Source organism: Qipengyuania oceanensis (assembly GCF_009827535.1).
Taxonomy (GTDB): domain Bacteria; phylum Pseudomonadota; class Alphaproteobacteria; order Sphingomonadales; family Sphingomonadaceae; genus Qipengyuania_C; species Qipengyuania_C oceanensis.
This window is the reverse complement of the sequence record NZ_WTYN01000001.1, coordinates 1,498,414-1,513,673: the sequence shown is the minus strand read 5'-3', so window position 1 is coordinate 1,513,673 and position 15,260 is coordinate 1,498,414. Positions and strand designations below refer to the sequence as shown.

The window sequence follows — 15,260 nt, the reverse complement described above, 5'->3', positions numbered from 1 at the left end:
CAGGCCTAGTCTTCGTCCCCCCAGTCGGCCGGACCGCCGCGACCGACCATCTGGTCGGCATTGCCATTGGCTGCGCCCGCGATATCGTCCTTCAGCCCGGCGAAGTCGAATCCCAGACCCCAGAGCCCGCCAATGACGAGGACAGTGACGATGACGAGTTTCTTCCACATGGCCGCCCGATTCTCGCGCAGCCTCGTAACTGTCCGGTTAACGCTGGCGGCGCTCGCTGCCATGGCGGCCGGGCCGCTCGCCGCGCAGGAAATCATCGCCCACCGCGGCGCGAGCGGCGAACGGCCCGAACACACGCTCGCCGCCTATGAACTGGCGATCGACCAGGGGGCCGACTGGATCGAGCCCGATCTCGTCGTGACCAAGGACGCCGTCCTCATCGCGAGGCACGACACAGACCTTTCGCAGACCACCGATGTCGGATCGCGCGAGGAGTTCGCCGACCGGCGGCGCGGCAAGACCATCGCCGGAGAACTCGTCAACGGCTGGTTCGCGGAGGATTTCACACTGGCGGAAATCCGCACGCTGCGCGCCAAGGAACGATTGGCCGGCATGCGCCCCGCCAATGCGCGTTTCGACGGTCTGTACTCCGTCCCGACCTTTGCCGAGGTGCTCAAGCTGGTCCGCGCCAAGGAAGCCGAGACCGGAAGGCGGATCGGCGTGATGCCCGAGCTCAAGCATCCGACCTACCTGCTGCAGGATGGTTTCGACACGGTGCAACTGGTGCTCAACGACCTGGCGGGTGCCGGTTACTCCAAGGACGATGCCCATGTCGCGATCCAGAGCTTCGATATCGCCCCGCTGAAGCGGCTCGATGCGATGAGCGACTTCATGCTGGTCCAGCTGGTCGGGCCGCAAGGCGGCCCGCAGGACGAACCGGGCACCGATTTCTCCGCGATGATCCAGCCGGCCGGACTGGCCGAAGTTGCGAGCTATGCCGACGTTCTCGCGCCCGAGATGACGCTGCTGTTCACCACCGAAGGGGCGCCGACCGGGCTGGTCGAAGAGGCGCATGATGCGGGCCTCAAGGTCTTCGCCTGGACGCTCCGCAAGGAAAACGCGTTCCTGCCGCCGATCCTGAAGCGCGGGACGAGCGAGAACGGAACCGGCGATGTGCTCGGCATGGTGAGCATCCTCAAGGCCCATGGCGTCGACGGAATCTTCACCGACGATCCCGGGCTGGCCGTTTCAGCGAGGAAGGAACTGGCCCGATGAGCCAGGCGGACGACGAGCGCTGGATGCGCGTGGCGATCGATCACGCGATTGCCGAGAAGGGCACGGATCCGGTCAATACGCCGATCGGCGCGGTCATCGTGCATGACGGGCGCGAGGTTGCCCGCGCGGTCAATCACACCGCCGAGGACTGCGATCCGACGGCTCATGCCGAGATCGAGGCGATCCGCCAAGCGGGTAGCGCCGAGGGGCAGATGCGGTTCGAGGGTGCGACGCTCTATTCGACGCTTCAGCCCTGCGGAATGTGCTCGTTCGCGAGCATCTGGGCGGGCGTCAGCCGGGTCGTCTACGGAGCCGGGCGCGACGATGTCCACGAAATGTATTTCGAGGATCGGCATCTCTCGACGCTCGATTACCTCGCGGATGCCTACAAGGATGACATCGTGCTCGAAGGCGGGGTCCTGTCCGACGAATGTGCCCGCCTCTATTTCCGTCCGTGGGACGATGTCCCGGAAGACATGCAGGCCAACACCTAGGTACCGGCGCGGAAATTACCGGCGCTAGAAATCGTCTGCGTCGGCGGCCCGCGCTTCTGCAATCCGCGCCTTTTCCTCGGCGGTCCGTTCGTCGAAATAGCGGGTGATGTGATCGAGTACCGCGCCATAAAGCGGTTCTTCGAACTCGGTCCCGACGATCGCCCCGTCGCGCCAGCGAATATGCGTGAGAATCGGGCCGATATTGCCGATTTTCATGGTGATATGGTTGTCCGGGACGAGATTGCCGAACTTGTCGCGAAAGCGGCAACCGAACATGTTCACATCCAGAATCTGGACGTCGCGGGCTACGCCGCGTCCCGTCCGATAGCGCCCCCAGGCCCCGATGTCGCGACGATCGTCCTTGCGCTGATCGTCGAAAAATTCCTTGCCCATCGAATATCCCCGTTCGCCGCCGGTTGTCGGCACGTGAAGTCTGCAGCCTGTGACTAGCGCGAATTAGTTAACGGCCCGTAAGCCATTCGGACGGGTTGCGGGCGGCTGGCTGAAATCGGGACCTAAACTGCCGTGACAGTGCAGATGTAATTGAGCGAGAGATCGTCGCCGATGTGAAGACCCGAGAGCGGGGAAAAGCCGATGCCCTTTACCGAGTGCATCCGCAGGCCGGCGGCGGACACCAGGTTCTCGAGTTCCTCCGGAGTGACGAAATCCGCCCATTCGTGCGTGCCCCGCGGGATGAGGCCCAGCCGTTCGGCTCCCTCGACCATCAGCAGTTTCGATTGCGGAGTGCGGTTGGGCGTCGACAGGATCATCAGCCCGCCGGGAGCGAGGTGCCTGGCGAGCTGCGTCATGAAGGCGGGCTTGTCCGCGACATGCTCGATCACTTCGAGACAGGTGACGAGGTCGAACTGCCCGAGGCTCATCGAACCGAGCTCGCCCGCGCGATAGTCGATCGACAGGCCGGTGCCCTCGGCATGGGCCATGGCGGCGGCCACGTTCTCCAGCGCGGCATCGACGCCGGTCACCTCGGCCCCCATCCGCGCCAGCGGTTCGCACAGCAGGCCCGCGCCGCAGCCCACGTCGAGCGCGCGCTTGCCGGCGAGCGGTCGGCGGCTCTCGATATCGCCGCCCCAGTGCAGGTCGATCGCCTCGCGGATATATCCCAGGCGGACGGGATTGAGCTTGTGCAGCATGGCGGAAGAGCCCCTAGGATCCCACCAGTCCCGCGCGAGCTTGCCGAAATGGGCGGCTTCGTCGGGGCGAATGGTCGCCGTGACGGTTGCCCCCTGTGTTGGCTTGCGTGAAGTATTCATATCAGCCGTATCGGTTGCATCGGGCATGGCCGCTGCCTAACAGCCGCTTGGACAGCAGACCAGCACCGAAAGGCGGAACGTGGCTCGGATCGTGATGAAATTCGGCGGCACATCGATGGCCGGGACCGAGCGCATCCGGCGCGTCGCCAATATCGTGCGCAAGCAGGCGGCCGGCGGCAACCAAGTCGTCGTGGTGGTCTCGGCCATGGCCGGAGAGACCGACCGCCTGGTGAATTTCTGCCGCGAGGCGAATCCGCTCTACGATCCGGCGGAATACGACGTGGTCGTTGCCAGCGGCGAACAGGTGACCTCCGGGCTGCTGGCCCTGACGCTGCAGGCCCTGGGCTGCAAGGCGCGTAGCTGGCTCGGCTGGCAATTGCCGATCCACACGATCGAGGCGCATGCCAAGGCGCGGGTGGAATCGATCGAATCGGACGATCTGGTCGCCTCGCTCGAGCGCGGCGAGATTGCGGTCGTTCCCGGGTTTCAGGGCGTTTCCGACGATGGGCGCGTGACAACTCTGGGGCGCGGCGGATCGGACACGTCGGCAGTGGCCGTCGCCGCGGCGATCGGCGCCGACCGCTGCGACATCTATACCGACGTCGACGGGGTCTACACCACCGACCCACGGATCGTCGCCAAGGCGCGCAAGCTCAAGGCCGTCACCTACGAGGAAATGCTCGAACTCGCCTCGGTCGGTGCGAAGGTGCTGCAGACCCGCTCGGTCGGGCTGGCAATGAAGGAAGGGGTGCCGGTCCAGGTACTCTCGAGCTTCGTCGGCGACGATGCGATACCCGCCGACGACCTGCCCGGAACGCTGATCGTCTCGGACGAAGAAATGGAGAAGATCGACATGGAACGCCAACTCGTCACCGGCATCGCCCACGACAAGAACGAGGCCAAGATCATCCTCACCCGCGTGCCCGACAAGCCGGGCGCGGTGGCGCATATCTTCGGGCCGCTGGCCGATGCCTCGATCAATGTCGACATGATCATCCAGAACGTCGGTCGCGACAAGGGCGAGACCGACGTGACCTTCACCGTGCCGCAGACCGATCTCGCACGGGCGCAGGCGTTGCTGGAGGACAAGCGCGAGGACATCGGCTTCAATCGCATCATCACCGACAGCCATATCGCCAAGATCAGCGTCGTGGGCGTGGGCATGAAGAGCCACGCGGGCGTCGCGGCGACGATGTTCAAGGCCCTGAGCGACCGCGGGATCAATATCCAGGCGATTTCCACCTCGGAGATCAAGGTCAGCGTGATGATCGACGAGGACGAGACCGAACTGGCCGTGCGCGTGCTGCATACCGCCTATGGGCTGGATGCCGAGGACGAGGCTGCCTGAGCGGCCCGTCATGAGCCACACGGCGAAGATCCTGCTGCTCGGTTCGGGCGAGCTGGGCCGAGAGTTCGTCGTCTCGGCCAAGCGGCTCGGCGCTTACGTCATCGCCTGCGATGCCTATGACGACGCGCCCGCGATGCAGTTCGCCGACGCGCGCGAGGTATTCTCCATGCTCGATGGCGCGGCACTGCGCAGCGTCGTGGAGAAACACCGCCCGGACCTGATCGTGCCCGAAATCGAGGCGATCCGCACCGAAGTCCTCGCCGAACTGGAGCAGGAGGGCTTCACCGTCGTGCCCAGCGCGAGGGCGACGCAGATGACGATGAACCGCGATGCGATCCGCGATCTTGCGGCCGACAAGCTGGGCCTCGTGACCTCGCGCTATCGCTATGCCGAAAGCCTGGCAGAAGTCCGTGCCGCGGCCGAGTTCACCGGGCTACCCTGCGTCATCAAGCCGGTCATGTCGTCTTCCGGCAAGGGCCAGTCGACGGTGCGCGAGGCGGGCGATCTGGAAGCGGCGTGGGACTATGCCGTCGCCGGAATGCGCGGCGACCGCAGCCGGGTGATCGTCGAGCAATTCGTCGATTTCGATTACGAGATCACGCTGCTGACCATTCGGCACGCAGGCGGCGTGAGCTTCTGCCCGCCGATAGGCCACCGCCAGGAACGCGGCGACTACCAGGAAAGCTGGCAACCGATGGCGATGAGCGATGCCGCGCTCCGCAGCGCGCAGGACATGGCGCGCAAGGTTGTCGAGGAACTGGCGAGCAGCGGGCTCGGTTACGGCCTGTTCGGCGTCGAGTTCTTCGTCGCGAAGGGCGGGGACGGGGGCGACGAGGTCATCTTCTCCGAGCTTTCGCCGCGCCCGCATGATACCGGAATGGTCACTCTGGTCAGCCAGAACCTGTCCGAATTCGACCTTCACGCGCGCGCCATCATGGGCCTTCCGGTTCCGGAGCAGATCCGCGCCCGCCCGGCCGCGAGCGCGGTCATCCTCGCCGACCGCGAGAGCCAAACGGTCGGCTACGAGGGGATCGCAGAGGCGCTGGGCGTCGCCAACGGCAGCATCGATATCCGGATTTTCTCCAAGCCCGTCACCCGCCCCTATCGCCGGATGGGCGTAGCGCTGGCGACGGCCGGTTCGACCGACGAGGCGCGCGCGCTTGCTGCCGAGGCGGCAGGCAAGGTTCGCCTCACCTACGGCTCGTGACGCTTGCGGCCTCGTCCGGCCTGACTTAAGCGCGCTCGCCATGACAGATTGTCCCAAGAGCCATGCGCTGATGCGGCGCGGCAGCGACTTCCTCGGCTGCGAGCATGCGATCCTGTGCGGTGCCATGAGCTGGGTGAGCGAGCGCAATCTCGTCTCCGCGATCAGCAACGCCGGCGGCTTCGGCGTGATCGCCTGCGGCGCGATGACGCCCGACCTGCTCGACACCGAGATCGCCGAGACGAAGAAGCTGACCGAAAAGCCCTTCGGCGTGAACCTCATCACCATGCACCCTGACCTGTTCGACCTGATCGCGGTCTGCGAAAAGCACGCGGTCAGCCACGTCGTGCTGGCGGGCGGCATTCCTCCCAAGGGCAGCGTCGAGGCGATCAAGGGCGGTGCAAATCCGGCCAAGGTCATCTGCTTCGCGCCAACGCTCGCGCTGGCGAAGAAGTTGCTGCGTTCCGGCGCCGACGCGCTGGTGATCGAGGGGATGGAAGCGGGCGGCCACATCGGCCCCGTCTCGACCAGCGTGCTGGCACAGGAAATGCTGCCCGAATTGTCCGACGAGTACCTGATCTTCGTCGCCGGTGGCATAGCCCGGGGGCAGGCGATCGCCGGCTATCTCGAGATGGGCGCGTGCGGTGTCCAGCTCGGCACGCGCTTTGCCTGCGCGACCGAGAGCATTGCCCATCCCGACTTCAAGAAGGCCTTCTTCCGCGCCAGCGCGCGCGATGCGGTCGCGAGCGTGCAGGTCGATGCGCGGCTGCCCGTGATCCCGGTCCGGGCGCTCAAGAACAAGGGCACGGAGGAGTTCACAGCCAAGCAGCGCGAGATCGCCGGCAGCCTCGACCGCGAGGAAATCGCGATGGCCGAAGCGCAGTTGCAGGTCGAACACTACTGGGCCGGCGCGCTGCGCCGCGCGGTGATCGACGGCGATGTCGAGAACGGATCGCTCATGGCCGGTCAGTCGGTCGGCATGGTCAAGGCAGAGGAGCCGGTCGCGGACATCATCGCGACACTGATGAGCGAATGCGAGGACGCGCTGACGCGCCGCTAGGGATGGCCTAACCGCTCGTCCTGACGCTGTCCTGCGCCGACCGGCCGGGCATTACCGCGCGGGTAACGGGCTTCCTGTTCGAGCACGGCGGCAACGTCCTCGAAGCGCAGCAGTTCAACGACCGGACGAGCGATGCCTTCTTCATGCGGATCGAGTTCGATCCGGGAGAGGCCTCGCGCGAACGGCTCCGCGAGGGTTTCGCCAAGATTGCCAGCGATCACGCGATGGAGTGGAAACTGGCTCTGCGCGATCGCCCGCGCCGCGTGCTGCTGATGGTCAGCAAGTTCGACCATTGCCTGGCGGACCTGCTCTATCGCTGGCGGATCGGGGAACTGCCGATGGACCCGGTGGCGATCGTCTCCAATCACCCGCGCGAGGCGATTACTCACACGATGATCGATGGCGTGCCGTTCCACCACCTGCCGCTGACGCGCGACACGAAGGCGGAGCAGGAAGCGCAAGTGCGCGCGATCGCAGAGCAGACGGATGCCGAGCTCGTCGTGCTTGCGCGCTACATGCAGGTATTGTCGGACGACCAGGCGCGCCATTTCGCGGGTCGCTGCATCAACATCCACCACTCCTTCTTGCCCGGCTCCAAGGGTGCCAAGCCCTATCACCAGGCGCATGCGCGAGGCGTGAAGATGATCGGCGCGACCGCCCATTATGTCACCGCCGATCTCGACGAGGGGCCGATCATTCACCAGGACGTCGAGGCGATCAGCCATGCCGACACGCCCGACGAACTGGTCCGCAAGGGGCGCGAGATCGAGAGCCGCGTGCTCGCCGAAGCGGTCCGCCTGCACCTCGAGGATCGCGTCTTGCTCAACGGCCAGCGAACGGTGGTTTTCAGGGGCTGAGCAGCTCCCGCCAGGGCGCGGCCCTCGGATCGTCGCTGGCCAACGGGTCCCATTGCCGCTGCATCAGTGCGCGGGCCTGGGCATCCGGCATACCCCGCTCGCGGTGGAGCAGGTTGAAGAACGCGCTCACCCGCCAGTTCATGATGCAATGCACGTGGATCGCTTCGTCCCCTGCTTGATCCAACGCGGCCTTGAAAGCCTCGTAATGCGCGGTCGTCGGCGCATCGAAGGGCACGGGGATGTGCGTGTAGGCGATCCCGGCGTCGGCCATCAGCGCAGCCGCGTGTGCCAAAGCGTCGGGATGATCGTCGAGCGCGAGGTTGACGACGTGCCGCACCCCGATCGCCGCCAGCCGGGGCGGGTCGTCCGGCAGCAGGCGACCCGAGGTGGTCGTCCGCATGTCGAGGCGCTGCCAGCCGCGAATATCTTCGGGATCGTCCCTTCCTGCCATGGCTTAATGCACTAGACTGACCGTCGAATCGAACAAGGGAGAACAGGCATGTGCGATACCGATCAGCTGAACGAGTGGGCGAAGCGCGGGCTGAGCCGCCGCAGCTTCGGAGCCATGGGAGCAGCGGCGACCGCTGCCGCCTGCGCCCCGATGGCAGGCGATGCGGACACGACCGGTGTGGGGTCGCTGTCAGAAAGCACGGTCACCTTCGCGATCGGCGACAAGACGATGGACGGGTTCTTCGTCCATCCGGCCGGTAAGCGATCGCCCGCGGTGATCTTCTGGCCCGACATCGCCGGGATCCGCGAAGCCAAGCGCCAGATGGCGCGGCGGCTGGCGGGCGAGGGTTATGCCGTGCTGCTGGCCAATCCCTATTACCGTGACGTCGCGGGCGAGCAGTTCGCCAATTTTGCTTCCTTCGCCGCCAATGACGGGTTCAAGAAAGTCACCCCGTGGCGCGAGAAGTTCTCCGCCGAAACGATTCAGCGCGATGCGCGCGCCTGCGCGGGATGGCTGCAGGGTCAGGACGCCGTCGATGCCTCGCGCGGGTTGGGCACGCAGGGCTATTGCATGACCGGCAGCTTCGCGATCCTCGGCGCGGCAGCCGTGCCGCAGATGAAGGCGGCGGCGAGTTTCCATGGCGGCGGGCTGGTGCGCGAGGGCGATACGAGCCCGCATCGCCGGTTGAAGAAGGATGCCGACTATCTGATCGCCATCGCGCAAAACGACGACCAGAAGGCACCGGGCGACAAGACCGCGCTGCTTAATGCTGCCGAGGCAACCGGCTGTGATGCCGATATCGAGGTCTATCCGGCCGATCACGGCTGGTGCGTGCTCGACAGCCCGTCCTACGATCGCGAACAGGCCGAGCGTGCCTGGGCGAAGCTGCTCGCGATGTACGCAACGGCTCTCTGATACCAAAAGGGCCGCCCGTCGGGCGGCCCTTGTTTACTGGCGAAAGTGTCCGGCGCTTACGCGACCTGGGCATCCTTCTTCACGGTGATCACCTGCGGATAGGTGAATTCCTTCAGACCTTCGATGCCGTATTCCGCGCCGAAGCCCGACTGCTTGTGCCCACCGAACGGGGCGAACGGCGACAGGTGCAGGTACTCGTTGACCCAGACCGTGCCCGTTTCGAGCTGTTCGGCGATCTCGACGCCCTTGTCGGTATCGGCCGTCCAGACCGCCCCGGCGAGGCCGTAGTCCGAATTGTTCGCGCGCTGGATGACTTCCTCTTCAGTCGAGAATTTCATCAGCGGCATGACCGGGCCGAACTGTTCCTCGGCGACGATGCGCGCGTCTTCCGGCGGATTGTCGAGGATGGTGATCGGCACGTAGTAGCCGGTGCCCGACGGATCCTTGTCCCCGCCGAGCAGGAAGTTGTAGCCGTTGTCCTTGGCATCCTTGATCAGTTCGAGCACGCGCTCGTACTGCTTCTTGTTCTGGATCGGGCCGACGCCGGTGCCCTGCTGCGATCCGTCGCCGACGGTGACGGTCTTGGCATAGTCGACGATCGCCTGGCTGAGCTCGTCGTAGATATCCTCGTGGATGTAGACGCGCTTGGCCGCGACGCAGATCTGCCCGGCATTGGAGAAGCTCGCCCAGAACAGCTGCTCGGCGATCTTCTTGGGATCGGCATCGGGCATGACGATCGAGGCGTCGTTGCCGCCCAGTTCGAGCGTGATGCGCTTCAGGTCGGCGCTGGCGCCTTCCATGATCTTCTTGCCGGTCGCGGTCGAGCCGGTGAAGGTGATCTTGTCGATGTCCGGATGACCAGTGATGAGCGGGCCGAGGCTGTCTTCGCCGGTGATGATGTTGACGACGCCCGCCGGTACCTTGTCCGCGATCAGCTCGGCGATGCGCAGCGTCGTGAGCGGCGTGAAGGGCGAGGGCTTGAGCACGATGGTGCAGCCCGAAAGCATGGCGGGGACGATCTTCTGGATCGCCATCATGACCGGGAAGTTCCACGGCACGATACCGCCGACCACGCCGACCGGAACGCGGCGCGAGCGGTGCAGGCGCGTGTCATCGTCCTGGATCGTCTCTTCGGGCAGTTCGAGCGTCGATTGCGCGGCGGCCATGCCGGCGGCCCCGAAGATCTCGCCCTTGGCCTGTTCGTGCGGCTTGCCCTGTTCGGTGGTCAGCAGCCGGAACAGCTCGTCGGCATTGTCCTTGATCGCGCCCGAGATCGCCATGATCGCGGCGCGGCGTTCCTCGATCGGGGTCTTGGACCAGGTCTTGAACGCGCGTCGGGCGGCAGCGACCGCACGGTCGAGCTCTTCCTTGCCGCACGACGGGACCAGCCCGACCACTTCCTCGTTTGCCGGGTTGATGACTTCCATCGTGTCACCGGTGGTCACCAGTTCCCCGTCGATCAAATTGGGATAGGTCTTGGTCATCTGTGTCTCCTCTCGATGTTTTCACGCGATCGGCAGCAGATCTGCGAATCGCAAATGCGTTGTTGTCGGCAACCTATCACGCGCATGTCCCGCGTGTAAGCACGGCCATCGCGCCCCAGCCCCGTACTGGCTGAAGTGACAGGCGATCGCCGGCTAGGTCGCCTTGCCCGAACCCTTCTCCAGCGCCTTGTCCTCGTTAGCGCGCTTCAGGACATAGAGCCGGATCGCCTCGATCTGTTCGCGGCTGAACTGCTTGTTCCAGGCGACCATGCCGTTTTCCGCGAGGATCCCGTCATGCACGACCTGCTGCCACAGATCCTTCTTGCCCAGCGTCGAGCTGTGGCGAAGATCGGGGTTGAGGCTACCGGCCACCGCCGAGATGCCGTGGCACACGCTGCAGCTGTTGGCATAAAGCTTCTGGCCGAGCGCGATCTGCTGCGGCGACCCGGAAGGCGCGGGCGGATCGAGCACGAGCTCCGGCGTGGCCTTCAGCGGTGGCAGCTTGCCGCTCGCCCCCAGCTTGAACACCAGCAGGCGGCTGACGTTGGGCGTGATGCCGCCGCCGAGCTTGCCGGCCGACACGTCCCATACCCCGCCCCAGCCGACGAGCACGGCGACATACTGCTCCCCGTCGATGGCATAGGTCATCGGCGCGGCCAGCACGCCGGTCTGCGTCGGGAACGACCACAATTCCTGCCCCGTGTCTGCGGTGAATGCCTTGAACTGGCCGGTCGACGTGCCCTGGAAAACGAGATTTCCGGCGGTCGCCAGGGTGCCGCCGTTCGTCGGGCTGCTTTGTTCGACCTTCCACCTGATCTTGCCGGCGACCGGGTCGAAAGCGACAAGCGCGCCGTTCAGCGCAGCCTTCGTCGCATCGCGGACCGCCTTGTCGGCCGGAATGTCACCACCGCTGACGTCGAGGCCGAGCTGGAAGCCTGTTTCGCCCGGCTCCCAGTCTGGATCGCCCATGTAATATTGCGGCGTGTTGTTGGTGGGAATGTAGACCAAGCCGGTCAGCGGACTGTAGCTCATCGGCGTCCAGCTATGCGCACCCACCGCGCCGGGCACGCCGACGAAGGGCTTGCCGGTGATCTCGTACTTCGCCTCGGGATTGACGTTCGGCTTGCCGGTGACCGGATCGAGCCCGCTCGCCCAGTTGATCCCGTCGACGAAGGGTTTGCCCGAGATGAACTTGCCGCTTTGCGCGTCCAGAACGTAGAAGAAACCGTTCTTCGGCGCGTGCATCACGACCCGGCGCTGCTTGCCGCCAATCGAAAGTTCCGTGACGGTGATCTGCTGGTTGGAATCGAAATCCCAGCGATCTTCCGGCGTTTCCTGGAAATGCCAGACGTATTCGCCGGTGTCGGGTCTGACCGCCACAATCGAGGCGGTGTAGAGACTGTCGCCGGCACCATCGGTATTGCGATGCGCCGGGTTCCACGGCTCGGCATTGGCGGTCCCGAAATAGACGAGGTCGGTGGTCGGATCGTAGGTAATCGAATCCCACACCGTGCCGCCGCCGCCGCGCTTCCAGAAGTCACCGCTCCAGGTCTTGACGGCGGCGTCGAGATGCTTGGCCTCCTGCGGTTTCGACGGATCGCCGGGCACGGTATGGAAGCGCCACAATTCCTCGCCGGTCTGTGCGTCGAAGGCGGCAAGATAGCCGCGGGTGAAGTACTCGGCACCGGCCGAGCCGATCAGCACCATGCCCTTCGCGATGCGCGGGGCACCGGTGATCGCCATCTGCGAGCCTTCGGGGATGGTGAGCTTGTCCCAGACTACGCTGCCGGTGTCCTGGTCGAGCGCGACGAGCCGCCCGTCGAGCGTCGCGACATAAACCTTGTCGCCGTAGAGTGCGACGCCGCGGTTGACCGCATCGCAGCATACCTCGACCAGCTTGGAGCGCGGGACTTGCGGGTCGTAGGCCCACTTGAGCGCGCCGGTCTTCGCATCGTACGCCTTCACCATGCTCCAGGCGGTGGTGATATAGAGCGTGCCGTCGTGCATCAGGGGCGTCGCTTCCTGCCCGCGTGCCGTGTCGAGGTCGGCCGACCATGCGAGGCCGAGTTGCGCGACGTTGCCGTCGTTGATCTGGTCGAGCGGGGAAAACCGGCGTTCGTCGTAATCGCCGCCGTACGTCAGCCATTCATCGCCATTACCGGCGGCGATCAAGGCATCCGTCACCCCTTCGGACGCGAGCGCCGATCGGCTGCCTCCAGCGTTGTCGTTGGTATCGCTGCAACCGGCAAGCGCCAAAGCCGCTGCTGCGGCAAGCCCGATGAATCGCATGGTCTCTCCTCCCACGTGACGGCAAGTTGCCGCGCCACGGAGAGATTGTCCATCGTGATAATCGAGCCGGGCGTCGGGCGCGGCCCCGGGGCGACGTCGAGCGCCGCTCAGCCGCGCGTCAGGGGCTTTCCGCCGGCCTGCCGCAGCACCGTGCGCGCATCGTCGCGGTTAAGGTCGGTTTCGCGCACGTCGACCGAGACGAAAACCTTTCCGCGCCGGATCTGCTGTTCGAAATGATTGGCCGCAATCCCTTCGACATCGGGATCGTCGAGCATGCGGGCGATCGCACCGCCCGTCGCGCCGATGACCCCGCTGACACCCGCCACCGAGGGGGCGGCTGCCGCTATCGCACCGGCAGCCGCGATCGGTCCGATGCCGGGAATGGCAAGCACCGCGACGCCCAGCAGGGCGCCCGCAAACCCGCCGCCGGCAACCGCGCTGGCGACATTGATCATCGTATGGCCTTCCGCTTTGGCGACGTTGGTTTCGGAAATCTGGCTGACCCGCCACAGGATCGAGATGCATTCCTTGGGAAAGCCAGCCTCGACCAGCGCGTCGGCGGCAAGTTCAGCCTGCTCCCGCCCGTCGAACAGGGCAGTTACCGAAGCCTGACGCTTGAGCAGCTCAACTTCGCGCGCCTTTGCGAAGGCGGTCGCGAAAGCCTGCCGGTCGTGCTCGTTCTCGAAGACGACCCGCAAGCCGGCGGAACGGTGGAGTTGCACGACGCTTGGTGCGGCCATGTCCTTGAACAGCGTGCGCTGGAGCATGTCTATGGTCGACTGTCGCAATTTCTGGTCGGTTCCGCGGTTGATCCATTCCGCATCCACCGGGTGCGGGTAGTCATTCCCGAGGTAATTGAGCGCAAGCAGCTCCTCGGGCTTGATGACATAGGCAGGGGCGGAGACCAGGTTCTGGTGCATGACAGATTACAACGGTTAAACGAGGTTTCAGGTCCGCTAGCCCCTCTCAAGTAAGAAGCATTGGCGAAAAACGTCGTCTTTTCCTTGTCCTCCTGACCGTTTGATCCCAGCCTCGCCTGCTAGCCGTCATGTTTCAAGATACGCTTAACATGCGTCCGAAATCGACGAACGAAGTTCCGGTTTTCCTTCCTCCGCGTGGTTCCATCCGCTAGTCTCGATCGCGAAAACGGAGGGATGAGATGGAATTTGTACTGATCGCGCTGCTGGTACTGCTGGTGGTGTTCCTGCTGATGGCGGTGCGCGTCGTGAAGCAGGGATACGTCTATACTGTGGAGCGGCTGGGAAAATACACTCTCGCTGCGGAACCCGGCCTGCATCTCATCATGCCGTTCGTCGATCGCGTCGGCCAGAAGGTCAACATGATGGAGCAGGTGCTCGATATTCCGGGCCAGGAGATCATCACCGCCGACAATGCCATGGTCGGCGTCGATGCCGTCGTGTTCTTCCAGGTGCTCGATGCGGGCAAGGCGGCCTATGAAGTCGCCAATCTCTACCAGGCGATCATGGCCCTCACGACGACCAACCTGCGCACCGTTATGGGTTCGATGGATCTCGACGAGACGCTGTCCAAGCGTGACGAGATCAATGCCCGCCTGTTGGCGGTGGTCGACCATGCGACCTCGCCCTGGGGCGTCAAGATCACCCGCGTCGAGATCAAGGACATCCGCCCGCCGCACGACATCTCCGAGGCGATGGCGCGCCAGATGAAGGCGGAACGCCTCAAGCGTGCCGAAATCCTCGAAGCGGAAGGCGACAAGACCAGCTCGATCCTGCGCGCCGAAGGTCGCAAGCAGTCCGCCATCCTCGAGGCGGAAGGCAAGCGCGAGGCGCAGTTCCGCGATGCCGAGGCGCGCGAGCGCGCTGCCGAAGCCGAAGCTCGCGCCACGCAAATGGTGTCCGATGCGATCGCGTCTTCGGGCAATCAGGCGATCAACTACTTCATCGCGCAGGAATACACCAAGGCCGTCGGCAAGTTCGCGGACAGCCCCAATGCCAAGACCATCCTGTTCCCTGTTGAGGCGACCCAGCTTATCGGCTCGCTCGGCGGGATCGGCGAATTGGTGAGAGGCGTGGTCGGGCCGGAAGGCGGCACGGTTACAACCGGCGGCGACAGCGGTACGCAATTGCCGCCCAAGCGTCAGCCGGTGCCGCGCGCCAGCGTTCCGCGTAGCGGAGACAGCTGATGTTCGAAGGCATCGAAATGCCGTGGATCTGGCTCGGCATCGGGCTGCTGCTGGCAGCGCTCGAAATCGTCGTGCCCGGAGTCTACCTCATCTGGCTGGCGGTCGCGGCCATCGCGACCGGCGCGATCGCCTTCGTGTTCGACCTCGGCGTGCCGTTCCAGATCATCAACTTCGTCTTCCTGTCGCTGATCGCGGCCTTTTCGGCCAAGCGCTTCCTGCGTGATCGGCCGATCGTCAGCTCTGATCCGCTGCTCAACAAGCGCGGTGGGCGGATGACCGGGGAAACCGCGGTTGTGACGCAGGCGTTCGACGGCGGCACTGGCCGCGTGCGACATGGCGACAGCGAGTGGCTGGCTCGCGGGCCGGACATCGCGGTGGGCGAAAGGGTCCGGATCACCGGCAGCGACGGTTCGCTCCTGCTGGTCGAGCCGCTCAACTTGCTGACGGACGAGGGGACGGCGCCACCTGCAGGGGCGTGAGTTCGGTTAAACCAAGTTAG

General features: G+C 65.0%; 16 protein-coding genes. 9 read left to right on the top strand and 7 right to left on the bottom strand.

The window, feature by feature from the left end; all coding sequences use genetic code 11:
- Window positions 1-5 precede the first annotated feature (5 nt).
- The gene (locus tag GRI48_RS07265; RefSeq protein ID WP_160673355.1) at window positions 6-170 is read right to left on the bottom strand and encodes a hypothetical protein; all 165 of its coding nucleotides are present in this window, start codon (window positions 168-170) and stop codon (window positions 6-8) included.
- Here GRI48_RS07265 and GRI48_RS07260 point away from each other — a divergent pair.
- Both GRI48_RS07260 and GRI48_RS07255 read left to right on the top strand, forming a co-directional pair.
- A complete protein-coding gene (locus GRI48_RS07260) occupies window positions 151-1,224 on the top strand; it encodes a glycerophosphodiester phosphodiesterase family protein (RefSeq protein ID WP_237451758.1) in 1,074 nt (357 codons plus the stop codon). The genes GRI48_RS07265 and GRI48_RS07260 overlap by 20 nt on opposite strands.
- On the top strand, window positions 1,221-1,718 hold the full coding sequence (locus tag GRI48_RS07255; RefSeq protein WP_160673352.1) for a nucleoside deaminase: 498 nt from the start codon (window positions 1,221-1,223) through the stop codon (window positions 1,716-1,718). Before GRI48_RS07260 ends, GRI48_RS07255 begins: the two co-directional genes overlap by 4 nt.
- Window positions 1,719-1,742: 24 nt before the next feature.
- On the opposite strand, the gene GRI48_RS07250 is transcribed toward GRI48_RS07255, so the two are convergent.
- The gene (locus GRI48_RS07250; protein ID WP_160673349.1) at window positions 1,743-2,144 is read right to left on the bottom strand and encodes a hypothetical protein; all 402 of its coding nucleotides are present in this window, start codon (window positions 2,142-2,144) and stop codon (window positions 1,743-1,745) included.
- Between the two features lie 89 nt (window positions 2,145-2,233).
- Window positions 2,234-3,016, bottom strand: a complete 783-nt coding sequence (ubiG, locus tag GRI48_RS07245) for a bifunctional 2-polyprenyl-6-hydroxyphenol methylase/3-demethylubiquinol 3-O-methyltransferase UbiG (RefSeq protein ID WP_160673346.1) — start codon at window positions 3,014-3,016, stop codon at window positions 2,234-2,236.
- Between the two features lie 52 nt (window positions 3,017-3,068).
- On the opposite strand from ubiG, the gene GRI48_RS07240 reads away from it, so the two are divergent.
- The 4 genes from GRI48_RS07240 to purU are packed head-to-tail and all read left to right on the top strand — an operon-like array spanning window position 3,069 to window position 7,458.
- Complete coding sequence (locus GRI48_RS07240; RefSeq protein ID WP_160673343.1) at window positions 3,069-4,337, top strand: aspartate kinase; 1,269 nt, start codon at window positions 3,069-3,071, stop codon at window positions 4,335-4,337.
- 10 nt (window positions 4,338-4,347) lie between these two features.
- Window positions 4,348-5,544, top strand: coding sequence for a formate-dependent phosphoribosylglycinamide formyltransferase (gene purT / locus GRI48_RS07235; protein ID WP_160673340.1), 1,197 nt, complete (start codon window positions 4,348-4,350; stop codon window positions 5,542-5,544).
- Between the two features lie 40 nt (window positions 5,545-5,584).
- Window positions 5,585-6,601, top strand: coding sequence for an NAD(P)H-dependent flavin oxidoreductase (locus GRI48_RS07230; RefSeq protein WP_160673337.1), 1,017 nt, complete (start codon window positions 5,585-5,587; stop codon window positions 6,599-6,601).
- 20 nt (window positions 6,602-6,621) lie between these two features.
- Complete coding sequence (gene purU / locus GRI48_RS07225) at window positions 6,622-7,458, top strand: formyltetrahydrofolate deformylase (RefSeq protein ID WP_160675515.1); 837 nt, start codon at window positions 6,622-6,624, stop codon at window positions 7,456-7,458.
- On the opposite strand, the gene GRI48_RS07220 is transcribed toward purU, so the two are convergent.
- The gene (locus GRI48_RS07220) at window positions 7,448-7,909 is read right to left on the bottom strand and encodes a beta-lactamase hydrolase domain-containing protein (protein ID WP_160673334.1); all 462 of its coding nucleotides are present in this window, start codon (window positions 7,907-7,909) and stop codon (window positions 7,448-7,450) included. The genes purU and GRI48_RS07220 overlap by 11 nt on opposite strands.
- A gap of 48 nt (window positions 7,910-7,957) precedes the next feature.
- On the opposite strand from GRI48_RS07220, the gene GRI48_RS07215 reads away from it, so the two are divergent.
- On the top strand, window positions 7,958-8,824 hold the full coding sequence (locus tag GRI48_RS07215; RefSeq protein WP_160673331.1) for a dienelactone hydrolase family protein: 867 nt from the start codon (window positions 7,958-7,960) through the stop codon (window positions 8,822-8,824).
- Between the two features lie 56 nt (window positions 8,825-8,880).
- Here GRI48_RS07215 and GRI48_RS07210 read toward each other — a convergent pair whose 3' ends face one another.
- From GRI48_RS07210 to GRI48_RS07200, 3 genes are all read right to left on the bottom strand, one after another.
- Window positions 8,881-10,308, bottom strand: a complete 1,428-nt coding sequence (locus GRI48_RS07210; protein ID WP_160673328.1) for an aldehyde dehydrogenase family protein — start codon at window positions 10,306-10,308, stop codon at window positions 8,881-8,883.
- 153 nt (window positions 10,309-10,461) lie between these two features.
- Entirely contained in the window at window positions 10,462-12,597 is a 2,136-nt protein-coding gene (locus GRI48_RS07205; protein WP_160673325.1) for a PQQ-dependent dehydrogenase, methanol/ethanol family, read from the bottom strand.
- Window positions 12,598-12,704: 107 nt separating this feature from the next.
- Window positions 12,705-13,517 (bottom strand): hypothetical protein, encoded by an 813-nt coding sequence (locus tag GRI48_RS07200; RefSeq protein WP_160673322.1) that lies wholly within the window; start codon window positions 13,515-13,517, stop codon window positions 12,705-12,707.
- Between the two features lie 239 nt (window positions 13,518-13,756).
- Between GRI48_RS07200 and GRI48_RS07195 the strand changes: the two genes are divergently transcribed.
- Both GRI48_RS07195 and GRI48_RS07190 read left to right on the top strand, forming a co-directional pair.
- Complete coding sequence (locus tag GRI48_RS07195) at window positions 13,757-14,761, top strand: SPFH domain-containing protein (RefSeq protein WP_160673319.1); 1,005 nt, start codon at window positions 13,757-13,759, stop codon at window positions 14,759-14,761.
- Entirely contained in the window at window positions 14,761-15,240 is a 480-nt protein-coding gene (locus GRI48_RS07190; protein ID WP_160673316.1) for an NfeD family protein, read from the top strand. Before GRI48_RS07195 ends, GRI48_RS07190 begins: the two co-directional genes overlap by 1 nt.
- Window positions 15,241-15,260: the final 20 nt, after the last annotated feature.